General features: G+C 60.6%; 21 protein-coding genes. 19 read left to right on the top strand and 2 right to left on the bottom strand.

The window, feature by feature from the left end:
- Positions 1-15 precede the first annotated feature (15 nt).
- From DWX63_RS02425 to DWX63_RS02335, 19 genes are all read left to right on the top strand, one after another.
- Positions 16-891, top strand: coding sequence for a pyruvate, water dikinase regulatory protein (locus DWX63_RS02425; RefSeq protein WP_117842701.1), 876 nt, complete (start codon positions 16-18; stop codon positions 889-891).
- A gap of 326 nt (positions 892-1,217) precedes the next feature.
- Positions 1,218-3,968 carry a pyruvate, phosphate dikinase gene (gene ppdK / locus DWX63_RS02420; protein WP_117842700.1) on the top strand — a complete coding sequence of 917 codons (2,751 nt, stop codon included), beginning with the start codon at positions 1,218-1,220 and terminating at the stop codon, positions 3,966-3,968.
- Between the two features lie 209 nt (positions 3,969-4,177).
- A complete protein-coding gene (rplS, locus tag DWX63_RS02415; protein WP_006236098.1) occupies positions 4,178-4,519 on the top strand; it encodes a 50S ribosomal protein L19 in 342 nt (113 codons plus the stop codon).
- A gap of 93 nt (positions 4,520-4,612) precedes the next feature.
- Positions 4,613-5,401, top strand: a complete 789-nt coding sequence (locus DWX63_RS02410; protein WP_117639929.1) for a ribonuclease HII — start codon at positions 4,613-4,615, stop codon at positions 5,399-5,401.
- A 189-nt stretch (positions 5,402-5,590) separates the two neighbouring features.
- On the top strand, positions 5,591-6,076 hold the full coding sequence (locus tag DWX63_RS02405) for a YraN family protein (RefSeq protein ID WP_035138570.1): 486 nt from the start codon (positions 5,591-5,593) through the stop codon (positions 6,074-6,076).
- Entirely contained in the window at positions 6,076-7,599 is a 1,524-nt protein-coding gene (locus DWX63_RS02400; RefSeq protein WP_117766659.1) for a YifB family Mg chelatase-like AAA ATPase, read from the top strand. Before DWX63_RS02405 ends, DWX63_RS02400 begins: the two co-directional genes overlap by 1 nt.
- Positions 7,599-8,531, top strand: a complete 933-nt coding sequence (locus tag DWX63_RS02395; protein WP_117842748.1) for a DNA-processing protein DprA — start codon at positions 7,599-7,601, stop codon at positions 8,529-8,531. Before DWX63_RS02400 ends, DWX63_RS02395 begins: the two co-directional genes overlap by 1 nt.
- Positions 8,532-8,545: 14 nt before the next feature.
- Complete coding sequence (gene trmFO, locus DWX63_RS02390; RefSeq protein WP_117842699.1) at positions 8,546-9,883, top strand: methylenetetrahydrofolate--tRNA-(uracil(54)-C(5))-methyltransferase (FADH(2)-oxidizing) TrmFO; 1,338 nt, start codon at positions 8,546-8,548, stop codon at positions 9,881-9,883.
- Positions 9,880-10,800, top strand: a complete 921-nt coding sequence (locus tag DWX63_RS02385; protein WP_117766655.1) for a tyrosine recombinase — start codon at positions 9,880-9,882, stop codon at positions 10,798-10,800. The genes trmFO and DWX63_RS02385 overlap by 4 nt, the downstream gene beginning before the upstream one ends.
- Positions 10,801-11,019: 219 nt before the next feature.
- A complete protein-coding gene (gene rpsB, locus DWX63_RS02380; RefSeq protein ID WP_006236109.1) occupies positions 11,020-11,748 on the top strand; it encodes a 30S ribosomal protein S2 in 729 nt (242 codons plus the stop codon).
- 45 nt (positions 11,749-11,793) lie between these two features.
- Complete coding sequence (gene tsf, locus DWX63_RS02375) at positions 11,794-12,663, top strand: translation elongation factor Ts (protein ID WP_022094736.1); 870 nt, start codon at positions 11,794-11,796, stop codon at positions 12,661-12,663.
- A gap of 117 nt (positions 12,664-12,780) precedes the next feature.
- A complete protein-coding gene (pyrH, locus tag DWX63_RS02370; RefSeq protein WP_040359955.1) occupies positions 12,781-13,503 on the top strand; it encodes a UMP kinase in 723 nt (240 codons plus the stop codon).
- 2 nt (positions 13,504-13,505) lie between these two features.
- The gene (gene frr / locus DWX63_RS02365; RefSeq protein WP_006236112.1) at positions 13,506-14,042 is read left to right on the top strand and encodes a ribosome recycling factor; all 537 of its coding nucleotides are present in this window, start codon (positions 13,506-13,508) and stop codon (positions 14,040-14,042) included.
- Between the two features lies 1 nt (position 14,043).
- Positions 14,044-14,838 carry an isoprenyl transferase gene (locus DWX63_RS02360; RefSeq protein ID WP_117735162.1) on the top strand — a complete coding sequence of 265 codons (795 nt, stop codon included), beginning with the start codon at positions 14,044-14,046 and terminating at the stop codon, positions 14,836-14,838.
- A 2-nt stretch (positions 14,839-14,840) separates the two neighbouring features.
- Positions 14,841-15,740 (top strand): phosphatidate cytidylyltransferase, encoded by a 900-nt coding sequence (locus DWX63_RS02355; protein ID WP_233514440.1) that lies wholly within the window; start codon positions 14,841-14,843, stop codon positions 15,738-15,740.
- A complete protein-coding gene (gene dxr, locus DWX63_RS02350; RefSeq protein WP_117842698.1) occupies positions 15,740-16,927 on the top strand; it encodes a 1-deoxy-D-xylulose-5-phosphate reductoisomerase in 1,188 nt (395 codons plus the stop codon). The genes DWX63_RS02355 and dxr overlap by 1 nt, the downstream gene beginning before the upstream one ends.
- Before the next feature lie 25 nt (positions 16,928-16,952).
- Complete coding sequence (locus tag DWX63_RS02345; protein ID WP_117842697.1) at positions 16,953-18,314, top strand: RIP metalloprotease; 1,362 nt, start codon at positions 16,953-16,955, stop codon at positions 18,312-18,314.
- Positions 18,315-18,345: 31 nt separating this feature from the next.
- A complete protein-coding gene (gene ispG / locus DWX63_RS02340; protein WP_233514439.1) occupies positions 18,346-19,410 on the top strand; it encodes a flavodoxin-dependent (E)-4-hydroxy-3-methylbut-2-enyl-diphosphate synthase in 1,065 nt (354 codons plus the stop codon).
- Positions 19,411-21,132, top strand: coding sequence for a proline--tRNA ligase (locus tag DWX63_RS02335; protein ID WP_233514438.1), 1,722 nt, complete (start codon positions 19,411-19,413; stop codon positions 21,130-21,132). It abuts the gene before it with no gap.
- A gap of 177 nt (positions 21,133-21,309) precedes the next feature.
- Here the strand turns inward: DWX63_RS02335 and DWX63_RS02330 are convergent, their stop codons facing one another.
- Both DWX63_RS02330 and adhE read right to left on the bottom strand, forming a co-directional pair.
- Positions 21,310-22,074, bottom strand: a complete 765-nt coding sequence (locus DWX63_RS02330; RefSeq protein ID WP_006236119.1) for an aminoglycoside phosphotransferase family protein — start codon at positions 22,072-22,074, stop codon at positions 21,310-21,312.
- Between the two features lie 88 nt (positions 22,075-22,162).
- Positions 22,163-24,811 carry a bifunctional acetaldehyde-CoA/alcohol dehydrogenase gene (gene adhE, locus DWX63_RS02325; protein ID WP_117842696.1) on the bottom strand — a complete coding sequence of 883 codons (2,649 nt, stop codon included), beginning with the start codon at positions 24,809-24,811 and terminating at the stop codon, positions 22,163-22,165.
- Between the last annotated feature and the right edge of the window lie 315 nt (positions 24,812-25,126).

Here is a 25,126-nt window from a genome sequence, read left to right as displayed (position 1 = left end):
CAAAAGGAGCCCCGCATGGATTGCCCGGTCACCGCTCGTTCCACCGTTATCGTTATCTCCGACTCGCTCGGTGATACCGCTTGTGAGGTGGTGCTTGCGGCGTCCGGGCAATTTGATGAAGGGGCTTTTCGTGTTTTACGTCTGCCTAAGGTGACCTCGGTGGAGCAGGTCAAATCGTTTGTGGGCTCGCGCGTCGATGCCGACCATCGCGATATCGCCGTGTTCCATACCATCGTCGACCCGGCGCTTCGTGCTCGCGTGCTCGACTACTTGGGTATGCTGCACATTCGATCGGTCGACCTGATCGGACCGACGCTTGCCGTGCTGTCGTCGCTCATCGGTGTGCCGCCCAAGTGCGTTGCGGGCGTGATTCACAAGACCGATGACCGCTATTTCCATCGTATCGAGGCCATGGAGTATTTCGTTGAGCACGATGACGGTCGTGGTTGCGACGATCTGTCGGGTGCCGATATCGTGCTGCTGGGTGTGTCGCGTACATCCAAGACGCCGCTGTCGATGTATTTAGCCTATCAGGGCTACAAGGTCGCCAATGTCCCACTGGCGCATGGCATGGAGCCGCCCAAGTCGATTTACGAGGTTGACCCGATGCACCTGTTCGGCCTGATTTCGACCGTCGATGTGATTTCCGAAATTCGCGATAGCCGCTTGGGCGATGACTACGCCCGTGCCGTTGCCGGCTCCTATGCCGAGCCCGAGAGCGTGCGCGGCGAGCTTGAGGAAGCTCGTGCTCTCATGAAGCGCTTAGGCTGCTTTGTTGTGCGTACCGACGGCAAAGCCATCGAGGAAAGCGCTGCCGAGATCATTGCTCACCTTGAAGAGATTCAAGAGGCAAGAGCCCGCCGTGCCGTCCGCCGCGCTCAACAAAAGTAGCTCACTTGGGACAAGGTTGTTTGGGTAGCTAATTTGGGACGGGGCTCTTTTAGCTAACCAAAGAGAATACTTGGAAATAATGCTGATAAATGGTAAAGCGATTTAGCAAAAACATCGCATCCGACCTGCACTTTCCTTGTAGTGGTATCTTCATAAGGTAACCACCTTTACCTACCGTTTACCGCCGGTTTTAGCACGTTTACCAAACCGCGCACCCTCTGCTCAAGCCTGTCCAAAACCCGCCGTATAGTTCCCTCACGGCCCGCATCCGGCGGGTCGATTCGTTACCACGGTCGTGCGCGTAAGCGCATGGAAGGGGAAGTATCGTGAGCGATTGCAAGAGGGTTTACCGTTTTGGAACCGACGCCCAGGGCACCTGTGTCACTGAGGGCGACAAATCCATGAACTTCGTGCTTGGCGGCAAAGGCGCAAACCTTGCCGAGATGAGCCGCATCGGTCTGCCGGTTCCCGGTGGCTTTACCATTACCTGCCAGACCTGTGTCGAGTACTCCGGTGCCGGCAACGTCTGGCCCGAAGGCGCACTCGATGAGATCGTTGCCGCCGAGGCGGACCTCGAGGCCCGTTGCGGCAAGAAGCTCGGCGACGCCTCCGATCCGCTGCTCGTGTCGGTTCGCTCGGGCGCTCCGTTCTCCATGCCCGGCATGATGGACACGGTTCTCAACCTGGGCCTCAACGACGACTCCGTTCAGGGCCTTATCGCCCAGACGCAAAACCCGCGCTTTGCCTGGGACAGCTATCGTCGCTTTATCCAGATGTTCTCCAACGTCGTCATGGGTGTCGATGCCGACTTGTTCGAGAATGCCCTGACCCAGGCCCGCCTGGTCGCCGGCGTTCGCGTCGATTCCGAGCTTTCGGCCGAGGACCTGCAGGAACTCGTCGAGACCTTCAAGGGCATCTTCTCCGACAACGTCGAGGCTGCCCTGTATCCCGAGCTCGAGGTCGCTGACGGCAAGCCCGTCTTCCCGCACGACCCGGAGCTTCAGCTGCGCCTTGCCATCCAGGCCGTCTTTGGCAGCTGGATGAACGAGCGCGCCTGCATCTACCGCAAGCAGCATGGCATTTCCGATGAGCTCGGCACCGCCGTCAACGTCCAGGCCATGGCCTTTGGCAACAAGGGCGAGACCTCGGCGACCGGCGTCGCCTTTACGCGCAACCCGGCCGACGGAACCAAGGAGTTCTATGGCGACTTTTTGGTGAATGCCCAGGGCGAGGACGTCGTCGCCGGCATCCGAAACACCGAGCCCATCGCCGACCTCAAGACCACCTCGGGCCTCGAGTCCGCAGGCGAGGAGCTCGAGCGCGTGTTCCTGACGCTCGAGGATCATTACCGCGATATGTGCGATATCGAGTTTACCATCGAGCAGGGCAAGCTCTGGATGCTCCAGACCCGCGTGGGCAAGCGCACCGCCACTGCCGCCCTGCGCATTGCTATCGAAATGGTCGAGGAGGGCCTCATCACCCGCGAGGAGGCTGTGAGCCGCATCGATCCCGCGCAGCTCGACCAGCTCCTGCACCCGCAGTTCGACGCCTCCAAGAAGTACGAGGCCCTGGCCAGCGGCCTTAACGCCAGCCCTGGTGCCGCCGTGGGCGAGGTCGTGTTCTCGAGTGATGACGCCGTCGTGCGTTCCGCCGAGGGCCACAAGGTCATTCTGGTCCGCTGGGAGACCAACCCCGACGACCTGAAGGGCATGGTCGCCGCCGAGGGCATCCTGACCAGCCACGGTGGCAAGACGAGCCATGCCGCCGTTATCGCCCGCGGCATGGGTACGCCCTGCGTTTGCGGCGTTGAGCGCTTCCACATTGACGCGGCAGAGAAGGTCGTGCGCATCGAGGGCAGCGACCGCGTGCTGCGCGAGGGCGATGTCATCTCCATCGACGGCACCCAGGGTATCGTCGTCGACGGCGCGGTCGACCTGGTCTCTGCAGAGCTCACCGGCGACCTGGACACCATCCTGTCTTGGGCCGATGAGATCCGTTTGGACGAGACCGACGGTCACGCCAACCACGTGCGCGTCAACGCCGACAACCCCGAGGATGCCGAGCTCGCGCTCGAGTTTGGCGCCGAGGCCATCGGTCTGTGCCGCACCGAGCACATGTTCCTGGGCGATCGCAAGAACATCATCCAGAGCTTTATCCTGTCTGACGATGAGGCCGTGAAGCAGCAGGCCCTGGCCGACTTGCTCAAGGTTCAGACCGAGGACTTCCTGGCGATGTTCAAGACCATGTCCGGTCGCGATGTGGTCGTCCGCCTGCTCGATCCGCCGCTTCATGAGTTCCTGGATAATCCTCGCGAGTTCGAGGTCGCCATCACCAAGAAGGAGGCCGCCGGCGCTCCCGAGGAGGAGCTCACTGTCCTGCGCGCCCGCCTGCGTCGCATTGACGGCATGGTCGAGTCCAACCCCATGCTGGGCTTGCGCGGCGTGCGCCTGTCCGTCGTCTTTGGCGATCTGCCGCTCATGCAGGTTCGCGCCGTCGCCACGGCCGCTGCCCGCCTTATCAAGGAGGGTGTCGACCCGCGCCCCGAGATCATGGTTCCGCTCGTTTCCATCACGGCCGAGCATGTCCAGACCCGCGAGGTTATCGAGCGCGTGATCGCCGAGGTTTCCGCCGAGGAAGGCGTCGAGCTCAATATTCCCGTGGGCACGATGCTCGAGCTGCCGCGTGCCTGCATGGTCGCTGACGAGATCGCCCATCATGCCGACTTCTTCTGCTTTGGCACCAACGACCTCACCCAGACGACCTTTGGCTTCTCGCGCGATGACGCCGAGGCCAAGTTCATCCCGCTGTACATGCATAAAAAGATCCTGAAAGACAACCCCTTCGAGACCATCGACGCGGCAGTGCTGGAGCTCGTGCGCTTGGCCGTCGAGAAGGGCCGCGCCACCAATCCCGACATGCACTTTGGCGTGTGCGGCGAGCACGGCGGCGACCCCAAGTCCATCAAGGGCCTGTTTAACGTGGCCGACGTGGACTACGTGTCCTGCTCGCCCTATCGCGTGCCCCTCGCGCGCCTGGCTGCCGCTCAGGCCAAGCTCGAGGCCAAGCGTTCCGCCTAACGTTTTGGGTTTAGACGCCTAGCGCAGCCCCCTTCATGCCGCCCGTCTCATTCGTGAGACGGGCGGTTATCATGTGCGGGTTTTGTCTTTTTGTCTGCGTGAAAAAATGTTCTTGCAGCAGAAACCCGCGCGTGTATACTCGAATGCGTTTGTTCAACTACGTGCCGGCCAAGGTGGTACGGCACCTCTAGAAGAGTAAGGAATTGCACATGGATTACATCCGCGCAATCGAGCGTCAGCAGATCCGCGAGGACATTCCTCAGGTTCGCGTCGCCGACAACGTCAAGGTTCACTACCGCATTAAGGAAGGCGACCGCGAGCGCATCCAGGTCTTCCAGGGCGACGTCATCCGCATGGCCGGCGCCGGTGCCCGCGAGACCTTCACCGTCCGCAAGATGTCCTTCGGTGTCGGTGTTGAGCGTACCTTCCCGCTTCACAGCCCCAAGATCGCCAAGCTCGAGGTCGTTCGTCATGGTCGCGTCCGTCGCGCCAAGCTGTACTACCTCCGCGACAAGGTGGGCAAGGCTGCTCGCATCCCCGAGAAGCGCTAAGAAGATCGCAGCGTCTGTCCACTCGTTTGGACACAAGGGTCACCTTCGGGTGGCCCTTCTTTTTATCTGATTTGCATGCAAGGAGGGCCTGGTATGGCCAATATGACGAGCTCGGTTTCGGCATCGCAGGTTGCCGGTGAGTTGGCGAGCGCTACGTTTGAGGAGATCCCCGCCCTCGTGGAGCATTATCGCGAGGACCCGCGCCAGCAGGTGATCAAGGCTTGCGAGCGTGCTCTTAAGCGCCATGCCAAGGAACTTGCCGAGCGCGAGCGCGTCAATGACATGTACGAGCTTATGCATGAGCTTGGCGGCGATGGGGTGGTCGTTGGTGTCGACGAGGTGGGTCGCGGATCGGTGGCCGGTCCTTTGACGGTATGCGCCGTCTGCCTTCCTATGGAGCCGCGCGTCTGGGGCATCAACGATTCCAAAAAGCTCACGCCCGCGCGCCGCGAGTTGCTCTCAGTGAAGATTGCCGAGGTGGCGACGGCAATTGGTTTTTGCCATATCGCGCCTAAGGATATCGATGAGATGGGCATGGCCCGCGCCATTCGAGCCGCTGTCGCGGGCGCCGTGGCCGATACGGGGCTCGAGCCCGATTGCGTGCTTATGGACGGTAACCCCTTGGGCGCCGTTCCCAACGAGCGCGACGTGGTGAAGGGCGATGCCAAGATCGCCTGTATCGCCGCGGCGTCCATCATGGCCAAGGTCACGCGTGATGAGATGATGGTCGAGTACGATGCCGAGTATCCCGAGTACCATTTGGCCGAATCGAAAGGCTACGCAAGCCCCGAGCACATCGAGGCCATTCGCAAACATGGACTTTGTCCACTGCACCGCGTGAGCTTTTGCGGAAACTTTCTGCAGACTGAGCGCCTTTTCTAGGTCAATTGTGGAGACAGGGACCTCAGGGGTTTTATAAACCTGCTGGTAGCGGGCCGTATGCAACACCATTGCTGCGTACGGCCCGTTTTTTGACGGCATTTGGTCAGCTTTTGGTTTGCTTCCGGTACTTACCCGCATGAAAGGTGCCCTCATCATCGGGGCAATGCAGCGTGCGGGAAAGGAGACCCCATGAGTGCCGCAAGCAAAAAGAGCAAGACGCAGCAGCTCAAGGAGCGTTGGGAAAACGGCGAGCTCGACTGCGGGGCGATGACGCCCGAGTTTATCAAGGGACTCAGTCCCCGCGAGCTGGGCATGCTGGGCGAGCTGATCACCATCGACTACTTTAACGAGCGCGGCTACACCTTGCTGGAGCAGGGTTATCGTTGCACCGAGGGCGAGGCCGATCTGGTGCTGCTCGATGAGCTCGACGATGTCGTGGTGATGGCCGAGGTCAAGACCAGACGCGTTGCACTGGATTGCAGCACGCGGGTCTTTCCCGAGGAGGCCGTGGACGCTCAAAAGCAACGCCGCTACCGCCGCATCGCAAGTTGCTATCTCATGGAGCATTATCCGCTCAAGGCGATTCGCTTCGATGCCGTGGGTGTCACCATTCGTGGCGGGCATATCGCTGAGATCGAGCATCAGTACAACGCGTTCGATTGGCAGGTGTCGTGATGGCGTTCGAGACGTTTGCCGTTCACGCGGCCTGCATCCGCGGCGTCGAGGCGATTCACGTCACGGTCGAGGTCTCGCTTGCCGGTGGCGTTCCGGGCATCCAGATGCTCGGCATTCCGAGCATGGAGGTGATGGAGTCACGCGGTCGTATTCGCTGCGCGATGCGCTCCGCCGGGTTCGAGATCCCGCGCTCGGGCATTACGGTCAATCTGGCGCCTGGCGATATTCGCAAGACCGGTAGCGGCTTTGATCTGCCCATCGCCATCGCGGTATTGGCGGCCGATGGTCAGATTCCCCGCGACAACCTCGATCGTTGTCTTATCGCTGGTGAGCTTGGCTTGGACGGTACGGTGCTTCCTGTCAAGGGCGAGGTGGCGTTTCAGCTATTGGCGCGTGATATGGGGCTGTCCTTTATCGCCGGCAGGTCCGATCAGCATGTGCCGCTTGCGGGCGTGGATTGTGGATTCATCGATCATTTGTCTCAGCTTGCCCATGGCATGGGCGATGCCGCGCGGCACTACTTGGATTCTGAAGTGCTCGAGGCGACCTTTGAGCCCGAGCTCGACTATGCCGACGTACTGGGGCAGGAGGTCGCCAAGCGCGGCATGGCGCTTGCGGCGGCAGGAGAACTCGGCTTGCTCATGATCGGGTCCCCGGGATCGGGCAAGACGATGCTCGCGCGTCGTATGACCGGCATCCTGCCCGAGCTTTCCGTTGAGGATCAACAGGAGGCGCTGTGCATCCATTCGGTTTTGGGTGAGAACATTGATGGCTTGTTGGCAGGGCACCGGCCCTTCCGCAGTCCCCATCACAGTATTTCGACCGCAGGTCTTATCGGCGGTGGGCGCCCGGTGCACCCGGGTGAGATCAGCCTTGCTCATGGCGGCGTGCTCTTTTTGGACGAGCTTGCTGAGTTTCCCACGGGTGTGCTGCAGACGCTGCGTCAGCCCATCGAACGCGGCTACGTCAGGATCGTACGCGTCGACGGGGCTTTTACCTTCCCGTCGCGCTTTCAGCTGCTGGCTGCGAGCAATCCCTGCCCCTGCGGCTTTTTGGGCGATCGTGAGGTACCGTGTCGCTGCTCGGCGGCGATGGTCGAGCGCTATCGGTCTAAACTGCGCGGTCCTTTGGCCGACCGTATCGACATGATGATCGATGTGACCCGTCCCGACCCTCAGGTGATTATCGAGGGCGCGGAGGGTATGTCGTCAGCTGAGTTACGTGACTACGTTGTGCGCGGTCGCGCTTTTCGCGCTTGGCGCGAATCCCGTATGGACGATGCTGATGCCGAGGCCGAGGATGACGAGACACGGTCCATTGACGGCGTCGTTTCGACCTTTGAGCTCGATGATGCGGCGGAGAAGTGTGTGCTCGGCCTGTCGAAGCGCACGCATCTCACGGGCCGCGGCATCGTGCGCCTGGTGCGTATCGCGCGTACCATCGCCGACGTCGCCGAGAGCGAGCAAGTGACGCAGGACCACGTGCTCGAGGCGGCGATGTACCAGGGAAGGAGGGACCAATGATGGCCGAGGGGACCTTCGAGCTGCATCCAGGTGACGCGTTGTATCCCGAGACCGTTTTGGAGCTTTCTGATGTACCCCAGACACTCTATGTGCGCGGCAACCCCGAGGTGCTTTCGACGCCCGCGCTCTCCATCATCGGCGCGCGCAAGGCCTCTCCGTATGGTCTTGCCGTGGCAGAGCTTGCGGCAAAGGTTGCGGTCGAGGCGGGCGTGACGGTAGTTTCGGGCGGCGCGGTCGGTTGTGACCAGGCCTCGGGTTGGGCTGCGGTCAATGCCGGCGGCAAACACGTCGTGGTGCTGGGGACGGGCGCCGACGTGGTCTACCCGCGTTCGAGCGCGGGGCTTATTACGCGCACGCTCGATACGGGTAGCGCGGTCGTGTCGATCTCTCCGTGGGGCATGGGTCCGCGCAAGTTTGCCTTTCCGCGCCGCAATCGCGTAATCGCGGCCCTGTCGCAAGCCCTCTTTGTATCCGAGGCGGGTATGCCTTCCGGGACGTTTTCTACAGCCGAGGCTGCTATGGATTTGGGGCGAGAACTTCTTGCCGTGCCAGGGTCGATCCTATCGCCCGAGTCGCGTGGCACGAATTACCTCATTGCGAACGGTGCCTGCTGCATCATCGACGAGGAATCTATCGAGATGGCTATTTCACGCATCTACGGCACCCTGCGCTACTCGCGCCCCGATGCTCCCGGCATTGCCGACCTGGATCAAACACAGCAGACCGTGATGCATGCGCTCATAGCCTCTCCGCTCAAGGTCGACGACATCGCGGCGCTCGTCTCGCTCGATGCCGTCGGCGTACTCAAACTCCTGGGTTCGCTTGAGCTCGATGGTCTTATCGAGCGCATGATGGATGGAAGGTATGCGCCCTCCAAGTTTGCCCTTCACGCTCAGACACCCTTCGGTCACAATGGAAAACATGTCAATTAGAAAGGTGTTTGCAGATGCTGTTTGATCAGGTGACGGTTATCGGTGGCGGTCTGGCGGGTTCGGAGTGCGCGATTCAGCTGGCAGATCGCGGGTTCGCCGTAAGGCTGTGCGAGATGCGCCCCCAGGTTAGCTCCCCGGCCCACCATACCGATCACCTGGCAGAGCTCGTCTGTTCCAATTCGTTTAAGTCGACCCGTCCGGATTCCGCGGCTGGATTGCTGAAGGCCGAGCTTGAGCGCATGGGTTCAGTCCTGCTCGATTGCGCCCATCGCGCGGCTGTTCCCGCCGGTGGCGCCTTGGCGGTCGACCGCGTCAAGTTTTCCGAGTTTGTCGAGGCCGAGGTTGCCGCCCGTCCCAATATCGAGATCATTCACGGCGAGGTCACGCAGATTCCCGAAGGTCACGTGGTCATTGCCGCCGGCCCCTTGTGCTCGCCGGCGCTGAGCGAAGAGGTCATGAAGCTCGTCGGTGGCGACGCCCTTGCGTTCTTCGATGCCGCGGCGCCGATCGTCGATGCCTCCACGCTCGATATGGACGTGCTGTTCTCGCAGTCGCGCTACGAGGAGCAGGGGAGCGGCGACTATCTCAACGCTCCGCTCAATAAGGAGGAGTACGAGGGCTTTATCGAGGCGCTTACCACGGCCGACCGCGTGGTGCTCAAGGACTTTGAGGGCGGCGATCTGTTCCAGGCCTGCCAGCCTGCCGAGGAAGTTGCGCGCACCGGCAAGGACGCCATTCGCTTTGGCGCCATGAAGCCTGTCGGCCTCACCGATCCGCGAACCGGTCGTCGTCCCTGGGCGGCGATTCAGCTGCGTGCCGAGAATAAGGAGAAGACCGCCTATAACCTGGTGGGCTTCCAGACCAACTTGACCTTTGGCGAGCAGAAGCGCGTCTTCCATATGGTGCCGGGCCTGGAGAACGCTGAGTTCTTCCGCTACGGTGTCATGCACCGTAATACCTTTGTCGACGCCCCGCACGTGCTCGATGGCACCTTTGCCGTGCCCGGCACCGGCGTGCGCCTGGCCGGTCAGATCACCGGCACCGAGGGGTACATGGAAGCCGTGGCGACGGGTCTGCTCGCGGCGCTCAACACCTATGCCGAGGCTATCGGTGCCGCGGGCGTCGAGCTGCCGCGTGTGGGCGCCCTGGGTGCGCTCGTGGGCTATGCGACCGATCCTGCCACCGTGGGCTATCAGCCTATGCATGTCAACTTTGGCCTGGTGCCGCCACTCGAGGATGGTAAGCGCCGCAGCAAGCGCGACCGCTACCAGGCCTATGCGGACCGTGCGCTCGAGGCCCTTGATGCCTATCTGGCCACTCGCCCCGATTTGTTTGGAGGCGACCGGTCATAGCCTTTGACCTGTACGACACCGTCGACTCGTTTATCGCCTATATCTCACGTGTCGAGGGACTTTCTCCCAACACGGTGACGGCCTATGGCTCGAGGCTGGAGCGTTTTGCTGCCTGGTGCGAGCGTGAGGATATAGATGCTTTCGCTGCCGACGTGCGCACCATTCGTCGCTATCTTGCCGAACTTTCGCGTGAGCAGGTGGCTCCCCGAACGCTTGCGGCACACCTGTCTGCCATTCGCTCGCTCTATCGGTGGATGGCTGCCGAGGGGGTCGTGGAGGGCGATGTGGTCTCGGCAATTTCCTCGCCCAAGCTCCCGCGCGATCTACCCGGTGTGCTGACGACCCAACAGGTGGAGGCGCTGCTCAAGACGCCTGATACCTCAACACCCGCGGGACTGCGCGATGCGGCGATGCTCGAGCTGCTCTATGCCTCGGGCGCCCGTATCTCTGAGCTCGCAGCACTCAATGTGGAGTCCATTGTGTGGTCCGAACGCACGCTGCGCCTGTGGGGCAAGGGGAGCAAAGAACGTATCGTCCCTCTGTATCGTCGCGCGCTCGAGGCGACGCGTCTCTATATTGAGGAGGGGCGGCCGGAGTTGCTCGCTCAGGCAAAGCGCCGTGACCCCACTACCGGGCCGCATCCGCTGCTTATATCGGCGCGCGGTAATCGCATGAGTGCCGCCATGCTCAGGCGGCGGTTCCATACTCTGGCGACACTCGCCGGCATTCCGGCCGACATCGCCCCGCATGCGATGCGCCATACCTTTGCGACCGACTTGCTCGAGGGCGGTGCGGACCTGCGCTCGGTTCAAGAGCTGCTGGGTCATGCGAGCCTGTCCACGACGCAGATCTACACGCACCTCACGCCCGATCGGCTCAAACGTGCCGTGGCTCAAGCCCATCCCCGAGGCGAATAGTGGCTGGGACGTCCCGCGCCGCACTCAGGTGTGTGGTTTTGATTGCGGGTTGGCACGAAGATGCATTCCTGCTATCATTCATCGGGTTGCTTCACGGCAACATGTTTTTATCACGCACGCGCGGCTACTTCATACCGTGGTGCCCGGGCTTTGGTAGCACATGTCCGGGTTGGTTTTGGAGGATGACCCCGCGCGGAGGCAAACCACAGGAGGTTTAACATGGCTACCAAGATTAATATCCGCACCCTGCTCGAGGCCGGCTGCCACTTCGGTCACCAGACCCGTCGCTGGAACCCCAAGATGAAGCCGTTCATCTTCGGTGAGCGCAACGGCATCTACATCCTCGACCTCAAGCAGACCATCCTCGACGCCGACCAGGCCTACACCTTCGTCAAGAACGTCGCCAAGGGTGGCAACGTGCTGTTCGTCGGCACCAAGAAGCAGGCTCAGGAGGCCGTCAAGAACGCTGCTGAGCGCGCTAATATGCCCTACATCAACCAGCGTTGGCTCGGCGGTATGCTGACCAACTTCGTCACCATCCGCTCCCGCATCAACCGCATGGAGGAGCTCGAGGCCATGGTCGAGGACGGCCGCATGGCAGTGCTCCCCAAGAAGGAGCAGGCTGTGCTCGGCAAGGAGCTCACCAAGCTCCAGACCAACCTCGGTGGCGCCCGCGACATGAAGGGTCTGCCCCAGGCTCTCTTCGTCATCGACACTAAGCGCGAGGAGAACGCCATCAAGGAGGCTCAGCGCCTGAACATCCCCGTCGTCGCTCTGATCGACACCAACTCCGATCCCGACGAGGTCGAGTACGGCATCCCCTGCAACGATGACGCTATCTCTGCTGTCACCCTTATGTGCGAGCTCATGGCTGACGCCTGCCTCGCTGGCTCCGGCAAGGAGCAGGTCTCCGAGGCCGAGATGGCCGCTGAGCCCAAGGCCGAGTAAATCAGTCTTAGTTAATTCTTTTTCATCTCTTTGAAAGGAACCACAATGGCCCAGATTACCGCCGCTATGGTCAAGCAGCTCCGCGAGATGACCGACTCCCCGATGATGGAGTGCAAGAAGGCTCTCGTCGAGGCTGACGGCGACATGGACGCCGCTGTCGACGTTCTGCGCAAGAACGGCCTCGCCAAGGCTGCCAAGAAGGCTGGCCGCGAGACCAACGAGGGCGCTGTAGCCGCGTTCGTCTCCGAGGATGGCAAGACCGGCGCTCTGCTCGAGCTCTCCTGCGAGACCGACTTCGTTGGCTCCAACGCCAAGTTCACCGGCTTTGCTTCTAAGGTCGCTGAGGTTGTCGCTACCACCGAGCCTGCTGACGTCGACGCTCTGCTCGAGAAGCCGATGGGCGAGGAGACCGTTTCCTCCGAGCTCACCGAGATGATTCACATCATGGGCGAGAACATGAAGATCTCCCGCTTCGCTGCCCGCAAGGCCGAGAACGGCGCGCTCGCTTCTTACATCCACATGGGTGGTAAGATCGGCGTCCTCGTCGAGTTCGCCTTCGAGAAGGCCGAGACCGCTCAGGCTGAGTCCTTCAAGACCTTCGCTCACGACGTTGCCCTTCAGGTTGCCGCCGTCGCCCCGATCTGCGCTACCCGCGATCAGGTTCCGGCCGAGACCGTCGAGCACGAGAAGCAGATCTACATGGCCCAGGCTGCCGAGTCCGGCAAGCCCGAGGCTATCCAGGAGAAGATGGCTGTTGGCCGTCTGGAGAAGTTCTACAAGCAGTCCGTGCTCACCGAGCAGGAGTTCATCAAGGACAGCTCCCTCACCATCAAGAAGTACGCTGAGCAGGTCTCCAAGGAGCTCGGCGACACCATTACCGTCGTTGCCTTTGACCGTCTGGTCCGTGGCGAGTAAATAAGCTCTTGTAGCTGGTAATGAGCAGGCTGTGGGTTTTACTCACAGCCTGCTTTTTCATGGCTCTTATCAGAGCCTTTGATATCATATTGAGAGTCTAATTAAAGGAGGATCGCTTTGTCCGACATCCGATATAAACGCGTGCTTCTTAAGCTTTCCGGCGAAGCACTGATGGGCGACGGCCAATATGGCATCGACCCCAAGGTTACCGATCATCTTGCCAAGCAGGTCAAGGAGCTGCTCGCCGTTGGCCATGAGGTCGGCGTCGTTGTCGGCGGCGGCAATATTTTCCGCGGCATGGCAGGCGCTGCCGGTGGCATGGAGCGTGCTCAGGCCGACTACATGGGGATGCTGGCAACCGTTATGAACGCGCTCGCCCTGCAGGATGCCTTCGAGCACAACGATGTTCCTTGCCGCGTGATGAGCGCTATCCAGATGAACGAGATCTGCGAGCCCTATATTCGTCGCCGCGCTATCAACCATCTGTCCAAGGGCAACGTCGTCATCTTCGCTGCCGGTTCGGGCAATCCGTACTTTACGACCGACACCGCCGCGGCTCTTCGTGCGTGCGAGATCGGCGCCGAGATTCTGATTAAAGCCACCAAGGTTGACGGCATCTACGACAAGGATCCCGTCAAGTGCGCCGATGCCGTCCGTTTTGACAAGATTACCTATCACGAGGTTCTCGTCCGCGGTCTGCAGGTTATGGATTCCACAGCTACGGCCCTGTGCCAGGATAACCGTATGCCTATTTTGGTCCTCAACATCGATGGCGAGGACACCGTCAAGCGCGCGCTCGCGGGTGAGCCCGTCGGCACGCTCGTCTATCAGGAGGATTAAGCATGGCAGAGAACATCACCGCCCATATGGACAAGTCGCTCGAGTCCCTCAAGCATAACTTCTCCAAGGTCCGTACCGGTCGCGCCAACGCCAACATTCTGTCCGACATCACCGTTGATTATTACGGTGTTCCCACGCCGGTCACGCAGGTTGCCGCCGTCAAGACCCCCGAGGCTCACATGCTGCTCATCGAGCCGTGGGACAAGGCGCTCATCAACGCTATCGTCAAGGCCATCGGCGCTTCCGATCTGGGCATTACCCCCAACTCCGATGGCACCGTCGTTCGTCTTCCGTTCCCGGCCCCCACTGAGGAGCGCCGTCGCGAACTCGTCAAGGAGTGCCGCGAGTACGCCGAGCAGGCCAAGGTGTCTATCCGTAACATCCGTCGCGACTTCAACAACAAGCTCGAGCGCGATGAGGAGCTCACCGAGGACGATGTCCGTCGCGAGCAGGCCAAGGTCCAGAAGCATACCGATGAGTATGTCGCCAAGGTCGAGGAGCTTCTGAAGGAAAAAGAAGCCGAGGTCATGGAGATCTAAGGTGCAATACGACGAGCATAAACTGGTCGAGTACTTTGCCGACGCCCCTGCGGGCGTCGGTTTTTCCGACCTTGACCTCAATAACATTCCGCACCATATCTCGTGCATCATGGACGGCAACGGTCGTTGGGCCACGTCGCGCGGTCTTGCACGCACCGAGGGCCACAAGGCGGGTATCGTCTCGCTGCGCGAGATCATTACCGCCTGCGTGCGCCTGGGCGTCGACGTGCTTTCGGCCTATGCATTTTCGACCGAAAACTGGAATCGACCGCAGCACGAAGTCAACGTCTTGATGCACCTGTTTGCCAAGACGTTTATCGACGAGCTGCCGCTTCTGAAGCGCGAAAATGTGCGCGTAGTCTTTTTGGGTGACATTTCCGCGCTGCCCAAGAAGACTCGCGACGTTTTTGAGCGCGGTCTTGCCGAGTGCGCCGATCACACCGGTATGACGCTGGCGCTGGCCGTTAACTACGGTGCCCGTGCCGAGATCACCCGCGCTGTCCGTCAGATTGCACTCGACGCTGCCGCCGGTAAGATCGATCCTGCCGCAATTGATGACGACATGGTGGCTTCCCACCTCTATACCGCCGGCCTTCCCGATCCTGAGCTTGTGATTCGCACCTCAGGTGAGCTGCGCCTTTCGAACTATCTGTTGTGGCAGGTGGCTTATTCCGAATTCTACGTCACCGATACCTATTGGCCCGACTTTGATCGTTGGGGCCTTGTCGACGCCATTTTGGCCTATCAGGGCCGTGACCGTAGGTTTGGTGGACTGAGCAAGACCGAGGAGGCTTAATCGTGTCCGATCGTCCCAAGGCATCTGCTCCCAAGACGCCTGCGCGCAAAGCTGCCACCGCGGGAGCGCCTGCAGCGAAGAGCGGCACCGGTTCGTGGCTGGCGGGCTTTATTACCCGTGCCGCCGCCGGTATCGTCTACGCCGTTGTCTTTATCCTGTGCCTGGTTTTGGGTATCGTGCCCACGGCCATCTTTGTTTCCGTCATGAGCGGTCTGTGCTGCTATGAGTTTTTCCGTATGACAAGGCTCGATGGCAAGATGGCTAACGAGCGCATGGGTATCGCTGCCGCCGTAGTCTTTCCGCTGTCGGCGTTGGGCGATTCGATGTTGCTGAATGCCCTGCTTTTTGCCTTGATGCTCGCTGTGGGCATTTGGTATGTCTGGTCGCCGCGTACCCGCATCTCTGATGTGGCCGTGACGCTCATGGGTCCCATCTACACTGGCTTTATGCTGTCGGCTATCGTGCTGCTGCGCGATGCCGTGCCCGGTTTTGCCGGCGCCCTGCTTTCAGTGGGCGTTTGCGCGTCCCTTTGGGTCTCCGATTCGTTTGCCTACATCGTGGGCAGCCGTATCGGCAAGCACAAGATGGTTCCCAAGATCTCTCCCAAAAAGAGCTGGGAGGGGTTTGCCGGCGGCATCTTGGGCTCGGTTTTGATTTGGCTCATCCTGTGGGCGACGCACTTCTACAAGCTCAGCCTGCCCTATGCGCTGCTGTGCGGCGTGGTCGTGTCCATTCTGGGCGTTATCGGCGACCTTATCGAGTCGCGCATCAAGCGCGGTGTGGGCGTCAAAGATTCCGGCAACCTTATCCCGGGCCACGGCGGAATGCTCGATCGTAGCGATTCGCTTATCTTCGGCTGCATCACCGCGCAGCTGTTGCTGATGATCGGAGGCGTGCTGTAATGTCCTTCCAGACGACGTATGGCCCCGATGGACGCCTCCGCGTTGCCATCCTGGGTTGTACGGGCTCTATCGGCACCCAGGCGCTCGATGTGTGCCGCCAGCATGCCGATCGCCTGCAGGTGACGGCGCTGTCCGTTAACTCCAGTACCTCCGAGCTCGTTGCCGCTGCCCGCGAGTTCTCGGTTCCGGCGGTTGCCGTGGCCGATGTCGATCATGGCGATGACGCCGTGCTGCAGGAGTTGCCCGAGGGAACGAAGCTCGGCGTTGGCGCGCAGGCGGTTTGCGAGCTCGCGCATCGCGACGATGTCGACTGCGTGCTTGTCGCTATTGTGGGCGCAGCCGGTCTCGAGGCGAGCCATGCGGCCTTGACCTCGAATAAGCGCCTTGCCCTTGCCAACAAGGAGTCCCTCGTCGTCGGTGGCGACTTGCTTATGCCGTTGGCACAACCGGGCCAGCTTATTCCGGTCGACTCTGAGCATTCCGCCATCTACCAGTGCTATCTGGGGGAGAACCCGCGCGAGGCCCACTGCATTTGGCTCACCTGCTCGGGCGGTCCGTTCTTTGGCCGCACGCGCGACGAGCTCGATCGCGTGACGCGTGCCGATGCCCTCGCGCATCCCACGTGGGCCATGGGTGCCAAGATCACCATTGACTCCGCCACCCTCATGAACAAGGGCCTGGAGCGCATTGAAGCCATGCATCTGTTTAGCTGCGACCTCGATTTCATTAACGTGGTCGTGCAGCGTCAGTCCAAGATTCACTCTATGGTCGAGTTCGCCGACGGCTCCGTGATGGCGCATCTCGGTGCATCCGACATGCGTATTCCCATCCAGTTCGCGTTCTCGTATCCCGAGCGTTGGGATACCCCGGCGCCTCGTATCGATTTCCGCGAGCTGGGGCAGCTCACGTTTGATGCTGCCGACATGGATACCTTCCGCTGTCTGGCACTGGCCGAGCGTGCCGGCAAGACGGGTGGCACCATGCCGTGCGTGCTCAATGCCGCCAACGAGGTCGCCGTCGATGCCTTCCTGCACGATGGCTGCAGCTTTACCGATATCGATCGCATTGTGGAATCCTGCATGGACGCCCACGATATGCAGGTGGTCGATTCGTTTGAGCAGCTTCGCGACATCGATGCGTGGGCGCGTGAAAAGGCTGCGCAGGTGCTCGCCGCAACCCGTTCCTAACCCATAAGGATTGCTTTTTCGTTTTATGGATACTGTTCTGAGCGTTCTCTCATCGGTCTTTTGGGGCCTGCTGATGCTTTCCGTCCTCGTGTTTTTGCACGAGGGCGGCCACTTTTTGGCGGCGCGTGCCTGCGGCGTCCGTGTGACCGAGTTCTTTTTGGGTCTGCCGTGCCGCTTTGACATCCATTACACGTCGCGTCGCATTGGAACCAAGTTTGGCGTGACCCCGCTGCTGCTGGGTGGCTACGCTGCCATCTGCGGTATGGATCCGACCGATGTTTCGTGCGCCGATCGCGTGCTCGCGGCTATCTATCGTCATGGTCGCGTGACCGTGGCCGACCTTGCTGTCGAGCTCGAACTTTCCGAGGAGGATGTGCTCGAGGCATGCGCCCTTTTGCTGGGCTGGGGCTCCATCGCGCCCTGGTATGAGGAAGGGGAGAAGCCCTCGCCGAGCTACTATCCCACCAAATATCAGACGTTGCCACGAGACACGGCAGGCTATACCACCTTTGATGGTCGCCGTTTCGATCGCGAACATGCGACTGCCGAGGGCGATGTGTGGGAGCTGCCGTGCGGCGAGGTCGAGTTCCTTGCGCAAGAACGCTCGCACACCTATCTTGGCCAAGGCTTTCTCAAGCGCGCCTTTATGCTGCTCGCAGGCATTATCGTCAATATCTTGACGGGTTTTTTGCTTCTTATGAGCATCTATTCCATTGCGGGTGTCACCGTGCCGATGGATACCAACGTGATCGGTCAGGTTGACGAGGGGTCTATTGCCGCCAAGGCGGGTATCGAGGCCGGTGATGCGATCCTTTCGGTTGACGGTGTCTCATGTTCTACTTGGATGGATGTCTACGATGCCATCGGCAAGGCCGCCGGCAAGGGCGATATCGCCATCGAGTACGAGCGTGACGGCAAGCAGCATTCGACCACGGTTGCGCTCAAAGAGGACGAGCGCCTAGGTGTGTATGCCTCTACGCAGGTGGTCCGTATAGACCCGATCACCTCGGCGCGTCTGTCATTCTCCTATGTTGTACAGACGGCGGATGGCGTGATGCGCCTACTCCAGCCGCAGCATACGATGGAGATTCTCGATCAGTCTTCTTCGATCGTGGGTATTAGCGTTATGTCCTCACAGGCTGCTGCTGCCGGCCCTGCCACGTTCCTTTCGTTTGCCGCCCTCATTTCATTCTCGCTTGGCTTTATGAACCTGCTGCCCATCCCGCCACTCGATGGCGGCAAGCTAGTCATCGAGATCATTCAGAAGATTGCGGGCCGCGAGCTTCCGCTCAAGGTCCAGACGATTGTGAGCTATGTGGGCATCGCGCTCTTTGCGCTGCTGTTTGTCTATATGCTTCGTTCCGACATCCTTCGATTTATTCTGTAGGGGAGTGTTTGGATTGTCTTTATCCCATCCTTTGCCTCGCGAGCTGACGCGCCCCGTGCATGTGGGCGGCGTGCAGATCGGTGGCGGCGCGCCGGTGGTGGTCCAATCTATGACCTGCACCGATACCGCTGATGCCCAGGCAACGCTTGCGCAAGTGTGCGCGTTGGCGCAGGCTGGCTGCGATATCGTGCGCGTGAGCGTGCCCTCCGAGGCCGCGCTTGAGGGCTTCCGCACCATCTGTGCCGAGTCTCCGGTGCCGATTGTCGCCGATATCCACTTTAACCATAAGCTCGCCATTGGTGCCGTTGAGGCCGGTGCCGCCAAGCTGCGCATCAATCCCGGCAATATCGGCGATTGGGCCAAGGTTGACGCGGTGATCGATGCTGCGGGTGCCGCGGGCTGTGCGATTCGCATTGGCGTGAACGCGGGCTCGCTTGAGCAAGATATTGCCGAGCGCGACGACCTCACGCAGCCCGAAAAGCTCGTGATGTCGAGCGAGCGCTTCGTCAAGCACTTTGAGGATCGCGGCTTTACGAACATTGTGCTTTCGGCCAAGGCCCATAGCGTGCAAACGACGCTCGATACCTATCGAGCCCTGTCACGTGAGATTCCCCACGTTCCGCTTCACCTGGGCGTGACGGAGGCGGGGACCAAGCTTCAGGGCACCATCAAGAGCTCTGTAGGCTTGGGTATCTTGCTTTCCGAAGGCATCGGCGACACCATGCGTGTGTCGCTCACGGCCGATCCGGTTGAGGAGCCGCCGGTCGCCTGGGGAATTCTACAGTCGCTGGGCCTGCGTCGCCGTGGTCCCGAGATTGTCTCGTGCCCCACGTGCGCCCGCTGCCAGGTTAACCTCATTCCCATCGCCGAGGAGGTCACCGAGCGGCTTAAGAACTATTCCGCGCCGCTTTCGATTGCCGTCATGGGATGTGCCGTTAATGGCCCCGGCGAGGCTTCTGATGCCGACCTGGGCGTTGCTTGCGGACGTGGTCAGGCCTTGCTCTTTTCGCATGGCCAGATCATTGGTAAAGTAGCTGAGGACCAAATTGTCGACGCGCTTATGGCAGAGGTCGACAAGCTTATTGAGGAGAAATAAATGACCCGAGCAATGTATATGTCTAAGCTCTATGCGCCGACGCTTAAAGAGGATCCGGCGGACGCTGAGCTCGCCAGCCACCGCCTGCTGCTCCGTGCCGGCATGATCCGCAAGGAGGCCGCCGGTCTGTATTCCTACCTGCCGCTCGCATGGCGCTCGATTCGCAAGATTGAGAACATCGTGCGCGACGAGATGGACGCCGCCGGCGCCCAGGAGCTTATGATGCCCATTATGGTCGACGCCGAGTTGTGGCGTGAGTCCGGCCGTATCGATGCCTATGGCAAGGAGCTTGTGCGCTTTGACGACCGTCATGGTCGCGAGTTCGTGCTGGGCCCCACGCACGAGGAGACCGTCACGGCCCTGGTGCGCAACGAGCTGCGCTCCTATAAGCAGCTGCCAGTGAACCTCTATCACATCCAGGATAAGTTCCGCGACGAGTTCCGTCCCCGTTTTGGCCTGATGCGCGGTCGCGAGTTCATCATGAAGGATGCCTACAGCTTCTCCGCCACGCAGGAGAGCTTGCAGGAGGAGTATGACAAGATGAAGCAGGCCTACGCTAACATTTGCGAGCGCTGCTACATCAAGGCCTTGCCCGTCGTTGCCGACTCCGGCGAGATCGGTGGCGATACCTCCGTCGAGTACATGGCTTTGGCCGACGCCGGCGAGGCTTCTCTCGTCTATTGCGATGACTGCGGTTTTGCCGCCGATGATGAGGCTGCAAGCACCAAGGTCGTCGTGACTGAGGGTCCCGGTGACGGTACGCTTACCAAGGTCGAGACTCCGGGCATGGGCACCATTGAGGCCGTTGCTAAGTTCTTTGGGTTCCCCGAGAACGGCACGCGCAAGTCCCTGGCGCTCATCGATGCCGAGGGCAAGCCCGTCGTGGCTATCGTCCCGGGCGATCATGAGCTCAACGACTGCAAGGCCGAGCATGTCTTTGGCAAGGGTTATCGCATGATGACGGACGAGGAGCTTCAGACCTACGGTCTGCACAAGGGCTTTATCGGACCGGTTAACTTGCCCGAGGGCATCCGTCCGGTGTGCGACGAGAGCCTGCGCGAGTCCAAGCAGTGGGCCTGCGGTGCCAACGAGGTCGATTATCACTTTACCGGTGCCTGCCCCGAGCGCGACTTTACCGTCGATGAGTGGGCAGATCTGGTCACCGTCGTTGCCGGCGATCCCTGCCCGCACTGCGGCAAGCCGCTCTCTGCTGCTCGCGGCATCGAGGTCTCGCAGGTCTTCCAGCTGGGTACCAAGTATTCCGAGGCCATGGGCGCCACCTTTATGGACGAGGACGGCAAGGAGAAGCCGCTTATCATGGGTTGCTACGGCGTGGGCGTGTCCCGCTCGCTTGCTGCCGTCGTGGAGCAGCACAACGACGAGCACGGTATCGTCTGGCCGGTTTCCGTTGCCCCGTACGAGGTCGCTGTGATTCCGCTCGATCCCAAGAAGGAGGAGTGCGCAACCGTCTGCGACCAAATCGTCGAGGGCTTGTGCGCCGAGGGTATCGAGGTCGTCGTCGACGACCGTGACGAGCGTCCCGGCTTTAAGTTTGCCGATAACGACCTTATGGGATTCCCGTATCAGGTGGTGCTTGGCAAGCGTGGCCTTAAGAATGGCACCGTTGAGCTCAAGGACCGTGCCACGGGCGAGCGCGAGGACGTGGCGATTGACGAGGTCGTCGCCAAGGTTGCCGAGCTTGTTAAGGCGGCCCGCCGTTAATCGACGATTTCGCTTGTAGTTCGATATACGGGACGGCCCCACATTTCTCCAGATCGGGGAGATGTGGGGCCGTCCTTTTATCTTGTGGCATCCTCGATATCTAAAAGGAAAACCCCACAGCCCATATGAGCTGCGGGGTTTTCTTGTGCCTCCGATGCGAAATAAATCGCTCAGATATTACTGATAATCGACGACGTCGATCCAGTTCTTCAGGAACTCATCGTTCACGTTGCGCTTACGAGCGAGCTCGGAAGCGGCGACGATGCTCGTCCACTGACGCACGACCTGCATGGGCATGTCGGCGCGGTCGCAGTAGAGCTCCAGGTAGGCCTCGGCCTGATCCTTGCTGTTGAGGGCGAAGAGCAGGTAGGTGGTGGCAACGTCGGCAGCAGGGGAGCCCTGGGTGGCGTGTGCCCAGTCGCACACATAGAGCTGGCCGTCGTCGCCGACGATGACGTTGGAGGGGTTGAAGTCCCCGTGGCAGACCTTGAACTCCTTGGTCATGCCGTCCAGACGCTCCTGAAGGTTGTAGCGCGTGGTGGCATTGAGCTGATCAAGGCTGTCGATCATGCGGGCGAACTTGTCGCGCTGACGGTTGAGCAGCGGGGAGGTGTAGCCGTGGATCTCGATTTGGAGGTCGACGAACATCTCGAGATACTCACCAAAGCGCTGGGGCTCGGCAGTCATCTTCTCGGCAAGGGTGGTGCCCGGAACCTTCTCGGTCACGAGCGCCCAGCCGTTGGCGTTCTCGAGCTGGGAAACCTCGAGAGCCTTGGGGCTGCGGATGCCGCACTCATTGATGCGGGCAAGATTCAAAGCCTCGTTGAACACGTCGGAGACAGGCTTGGTCTCGTTAAAGACCTTGACGATCTTGTCGCCCAGGTCGTAAACGACCTTGTTGCCACGGCGGACGAGCTCGGTCTTGGAATCGGGTAGCAGCATGGTTGCATCCTTTCAACGATGCGATAGAAGCGACGGCGGGGGTGTGTGAAACACCCGTGCACCCCCGCCGTTAAAAACCGTGCTAAAACTAGCAGACGGCGTAGTCCTGAGGCTTGCGGCCGTAGTAGGCGTCCAGGTAGAGCTCCTTGATCTCGCTCATGAGCGGGTAGCGCGGGTTAGCGCCGGTGCACTGGTCGTTGAATGCCTGCTCGGTCATCTCGTCGAGGGTGTCGAGGAAGTACTGCTCGTCAACACCGTAGTCGGCGATGGTCTTCTTGACACCGATGAAGTCCTTGAGCTCCTCGAGCTTCGTGATGAAGTTCTCGAAGACCTCCTTGTCGTCCTTGCCCTCGATGCCGCAGTACTTGGCCATCTCGGCGTAGTTGTGCAGCGCGTTGGGGTAAGGATACTGGGAGAACGTGCCCATCTTGACGGGAGCCTCGGCGGCGTTGTAGCGCATAACGCGGGTCAGGATGACGGCGTTGGCGAGGCCGTGGGGCAGGTGATGGAAGGCGCCGAGCTTGTGAGCCATGGAGTGGTTGAGGCCCAGGAAGGCGTTGGCGAAGGCCATGCCGGCCATGCAGGAGGCGTTGTGCATCTCCTCGCGGGCGTGCGGGTCCTTGGCGCCGTTCGTGAAGCTGGAGGGCAGGTTCTCGAAGACGAGCTTAGCAGCGCGCTCGGAGAGGCCCTTGGTGTAGTCGGAAGCCATGATGGAGACGTAGGACTCGATGGCGTGGGTCATGACGTCGATGCCGGAGGCAGCGGTCAGGCCGCGCGGGGCGGTCATGCAGTTGTCGGCGTCGACGATAGCCATGTTGGGGAGCAGCGCGTAGTCGGCGAGCGGCCACTTGATGCCGGTCTCCTTGTCGGTGATGATGGCGAACGGCGTGCACTCGGAGCCGGTACCCGAAGAGGTCGGGACGGCGACGAAGTAGGCCTTCTTGCCCATCTCGGGGAAAGTGAAGATACGCTTGCGGATGTCCATGAAGTCCATGGCCATGTCCTCAAACTTGCACTCGGGGTGCTCGTACATCATCCACATGATCTTGCCGGCGTCCATAGCGGAGCCACCGCCGACGGCGATGATGACGTCCGGCTCAAAGAGAGCCATCTGCTTGGCGCCGCGACGTGCGCACTGCAGCGACGGATCGGGCTCGACGTCGTAGAAGCAGTCGTGGGCGATGCCCATCTCGTCGAGCTTGGCCTCGATGGCGCGGGTGTTGCCATTCTTGAAGAGGAACTGGTCGGTGACGATGAAGGCGCGCTTCTTGCCCATGACGGTACCGAGCTCGTCGAGAGCGACGGGCGTGGAACCCTTCTTGAAGTAGACCTTCTCGGGAGCGCGGAACCACAGCATGTTCTCACGGCGCTCGGCCACAGTCTTAACGTTGATCAAGTGCTTCACCCCAACGTTCTCGGAGACGGAGTTGCCGCCCCAGGAGCCGCAGCCCAGGGTCAGAGACGGCTTCATGCCAAAGTTGTACAGGTCACCGATGCCGCCGTGCGAGGACGGGGTGTTGATGACGATACGGCAGGCCTTCATGACGTGCTCGAACAGGCTGATCTTCTCGGCCTGGGCGGGGTGCACGTACAGAGAGGCGGTGTGGCCCGGGCCACCGGCGAGCACCAGGTGCTCGGCCTTGTCGACGGCCTCCTGGAAGTCCTTGGCGTGATACATGGCCAGGACCGGGGAGAGCTTCTCGTGGGAGAACTCCTCCTTGGCGGGGTCGGTGGAGGTGACCTCGGCGATCAGGATCTTGGTCTTGGCGGGAACCTCGATGCCGGCGAGCTCAGCGATCTTGGCAGCGGCCATGCCGGGGATGCGGTGATCGAGGGCGCCATTCTTGAACATGGCGGCACGCAGTGCCTCCATCTCGGCACCCTGCTTGACGAAGTAGCAGCCGCGCTTCTGGAACTCGGCCTTAACCTGGTCGTAGATGGTGTCGATGACGGTCACGGACTGCTCGGAAGCGCAGATCATGCCGTTGTCGAAGGTCTTGGAGTGGATGATGGAGTTGACGGCGAGCAGCACGTCGGCGGTGTCGTCGATGACGACCGGGGTGTTACCGGCGCCAACGCCCAGGGCGGGCTTGCCCGAGGAGTAGGCGGCCTTGACCATGCCCGGGCCACCGGTGGCGAGGATGATGTCGACGTCGCGCATGACCATGTTGGTCAGCTCGATGGAGGGGACATCGACCCAGCCGATGATGCCCTCGGGGGCGCCGGCCTTGACGGCGGCGTCAAGCACGAGCTTAGCGGCGGCGATGGTGCACTTGGCGGCAGCCGGGTGCGGGGAGATGATGATGGCGTTGCGGGTCTTCAGGCTGATCAGCGTCTTGAAGATCGCAGTGGAGGTGGGGTTGGTCGTCGGGATGACGGCGCCCACGATACCGATGGGCTCGGCGATCTTGGTGATGCCGTAGGCCTCGTCGCGCTCCAGGACACCACAGGTCTTGGTGTTCTTGTAAGCGTTGTAGATGTACTCTGCGGCGTAGTGGTTCTTGATGACCTTGTCCTCAAGAACGCCGCGGCCGGTCTCCTCGATGGCCATCTTCGCCAACGGGATACGAGCCTTGTTGGCGGCCATGGCGGCCTCATAGAAGATCTTGTCGACCTGCTCCTGCGTGTACGTAGCAAAAAGCGCCTGGGCCTCTCGCATCTGAGCGAGCTTAGCCTCAAGCGCCTCTACGTTGTCCACGATTGCGGGAGTAGTGTTTTCCGGTGACTTTTTCACCATTTGTGTCTCCTTGCGATCGGAGATTTACCCTACGCCTTGCATGATAGCAAGAAATAATTCGGTAAACGGTAAGATTCCCGTAAAAGGCACACTAAAACGCTTCAATAAACTGAAACGTTTCAACTAATTATCTGCCTGCTGCATCGCCCCGCTCATTGGGGACAGGCTTACATGAGTGCTTTCACTCATTTGGGACAGACATCGATTTGTCATTTTGTCGTTTTGGGCATGTTTTTGTCGTTCATTGTATATAAATAGGTCACAGGCTCAGCATTTCGCGTTGCTTCTCTCCTTTTAGGTGTTGCCTGTACAGTT

The organism is Collinsella sp. AF20-14LB, from assembly GCF_003459505.1.
Taxonomy (GTDB): Bacteria; Actinomycetota; Coriobacteriia; order Coriobacteriales; family Coriobacteriaceae; genus Collinsella.
The sequence above is the reverse complement of the archived record's forward strand: the minus strand, read 5'-3'. Positions and strand labels throughout refer to the sequence as shown.

Excerpts from the sequence above, each read along its gene's own strand:
- DWX63_RS02335 (WP_233514438.1), top strand. The coding sequence starts at position 19,411 with ATGACCCGAGCAATGTATATGTCTAAGCTCTATGCGCCGACGCTTAAA.
- frr (WP_006236112.1), top strand. The coding sequence starts at position 13,506 with ATGGCAGAGAACATCACCGCCCATATGGACAAGTCGCTCGAGTCCCTC.
- DWX63_RS02400 (WP_117766659.1), top strand. The coding sequence starts at position 6,076 with ATGGCGTTCGAGACGTTTGCCGTTCACGCGGCCTGCATCCGCGGCGTC.
- adhE (WP_117842696.1), bottom strand. The coding sequence starts at position 24,811 with ATGGTGAAAAAGTCACCGGAAAACACTACTCCCGCAATCGTGGACAAC.
- DWX63_RS02395 (WP_117842748.1), top strand. The coding sequence starts at position 7,599 with ATGGCCGAGGGGACCTTCGAGCTGCATCCAGGTGACGCGTTGTATCCC.
- rplS (WP_006236098.1), top strand. The coding sequence starts at position 4,178 with ATGGATTACATCCGCGCAATCGAGCGTCAGCAGATCCGCGAGGACATT.
- DWX63_RS02330 (WP_006236119.1), bottom strand. The coding sequence starts at position 22,074 with ATGCTGCTACCCGATTCCAAGACCGAGCTCGTCCGCCGTGGCAACAAG.
- DWX63_RS02425 (WP_117842701.1), top strand. The coding sequence starts at position 16 with ATGGATTGCCCGGTCACCGCTCGTTCCACCGTTATCGTTATCTCCGAC.
- tsf (WP_022094736.1), top strand. The coding sequence starts at position 11,794 with ATGGCCCAGATTACCGCCGCTATGGTCAAGCAGCTCCGCGAGATGACC.
- rpsB (WP_006236109.1), top strand. The coding sequence starts at position 11,020 with ATGGCTACCAAGATTAATATCCGCACCCTGCTCGAGGCCGGCTGCCAC.
- DWX63_RS02410 (WP_117639929.1), top strand. The coding sequence starts at position 4,613 with ATGGCCAATATGACGAGCTCGGTTTCGGCATCGCAGGTTGCCGGTGAG.
- dxr (WP_117842698.1), top strand. The coding sequence starts at position 15,740 with ATGTCCTTCCAGACGACGTATGGCCCCGATGGACGCCTCCGCGTTGCC.
- DWX63_RS02345 (WP_117842697.1), top strand. The coding sequence starts at position 16,953 with ATGGATACTGTTCTGAGCGTTCTCTCATCGGTCTTTTGGGGCCTGCTG.
- trmFO (WP_117842699.1), top strand. The coding sequence starts at position 8,546 with ATGCTGTTTGATCAGGTGACGGTTATCGGTGGCGGTCTGGCGGGTTCG.
- DWX63_RS02405 (WP_035138570.1), top strand. The coding sequence starts at position 5,591 with ATGAGTGCCGCAAGCAAAAAGAGCAAGACGCAGCAGCTCAAGGAGCGT.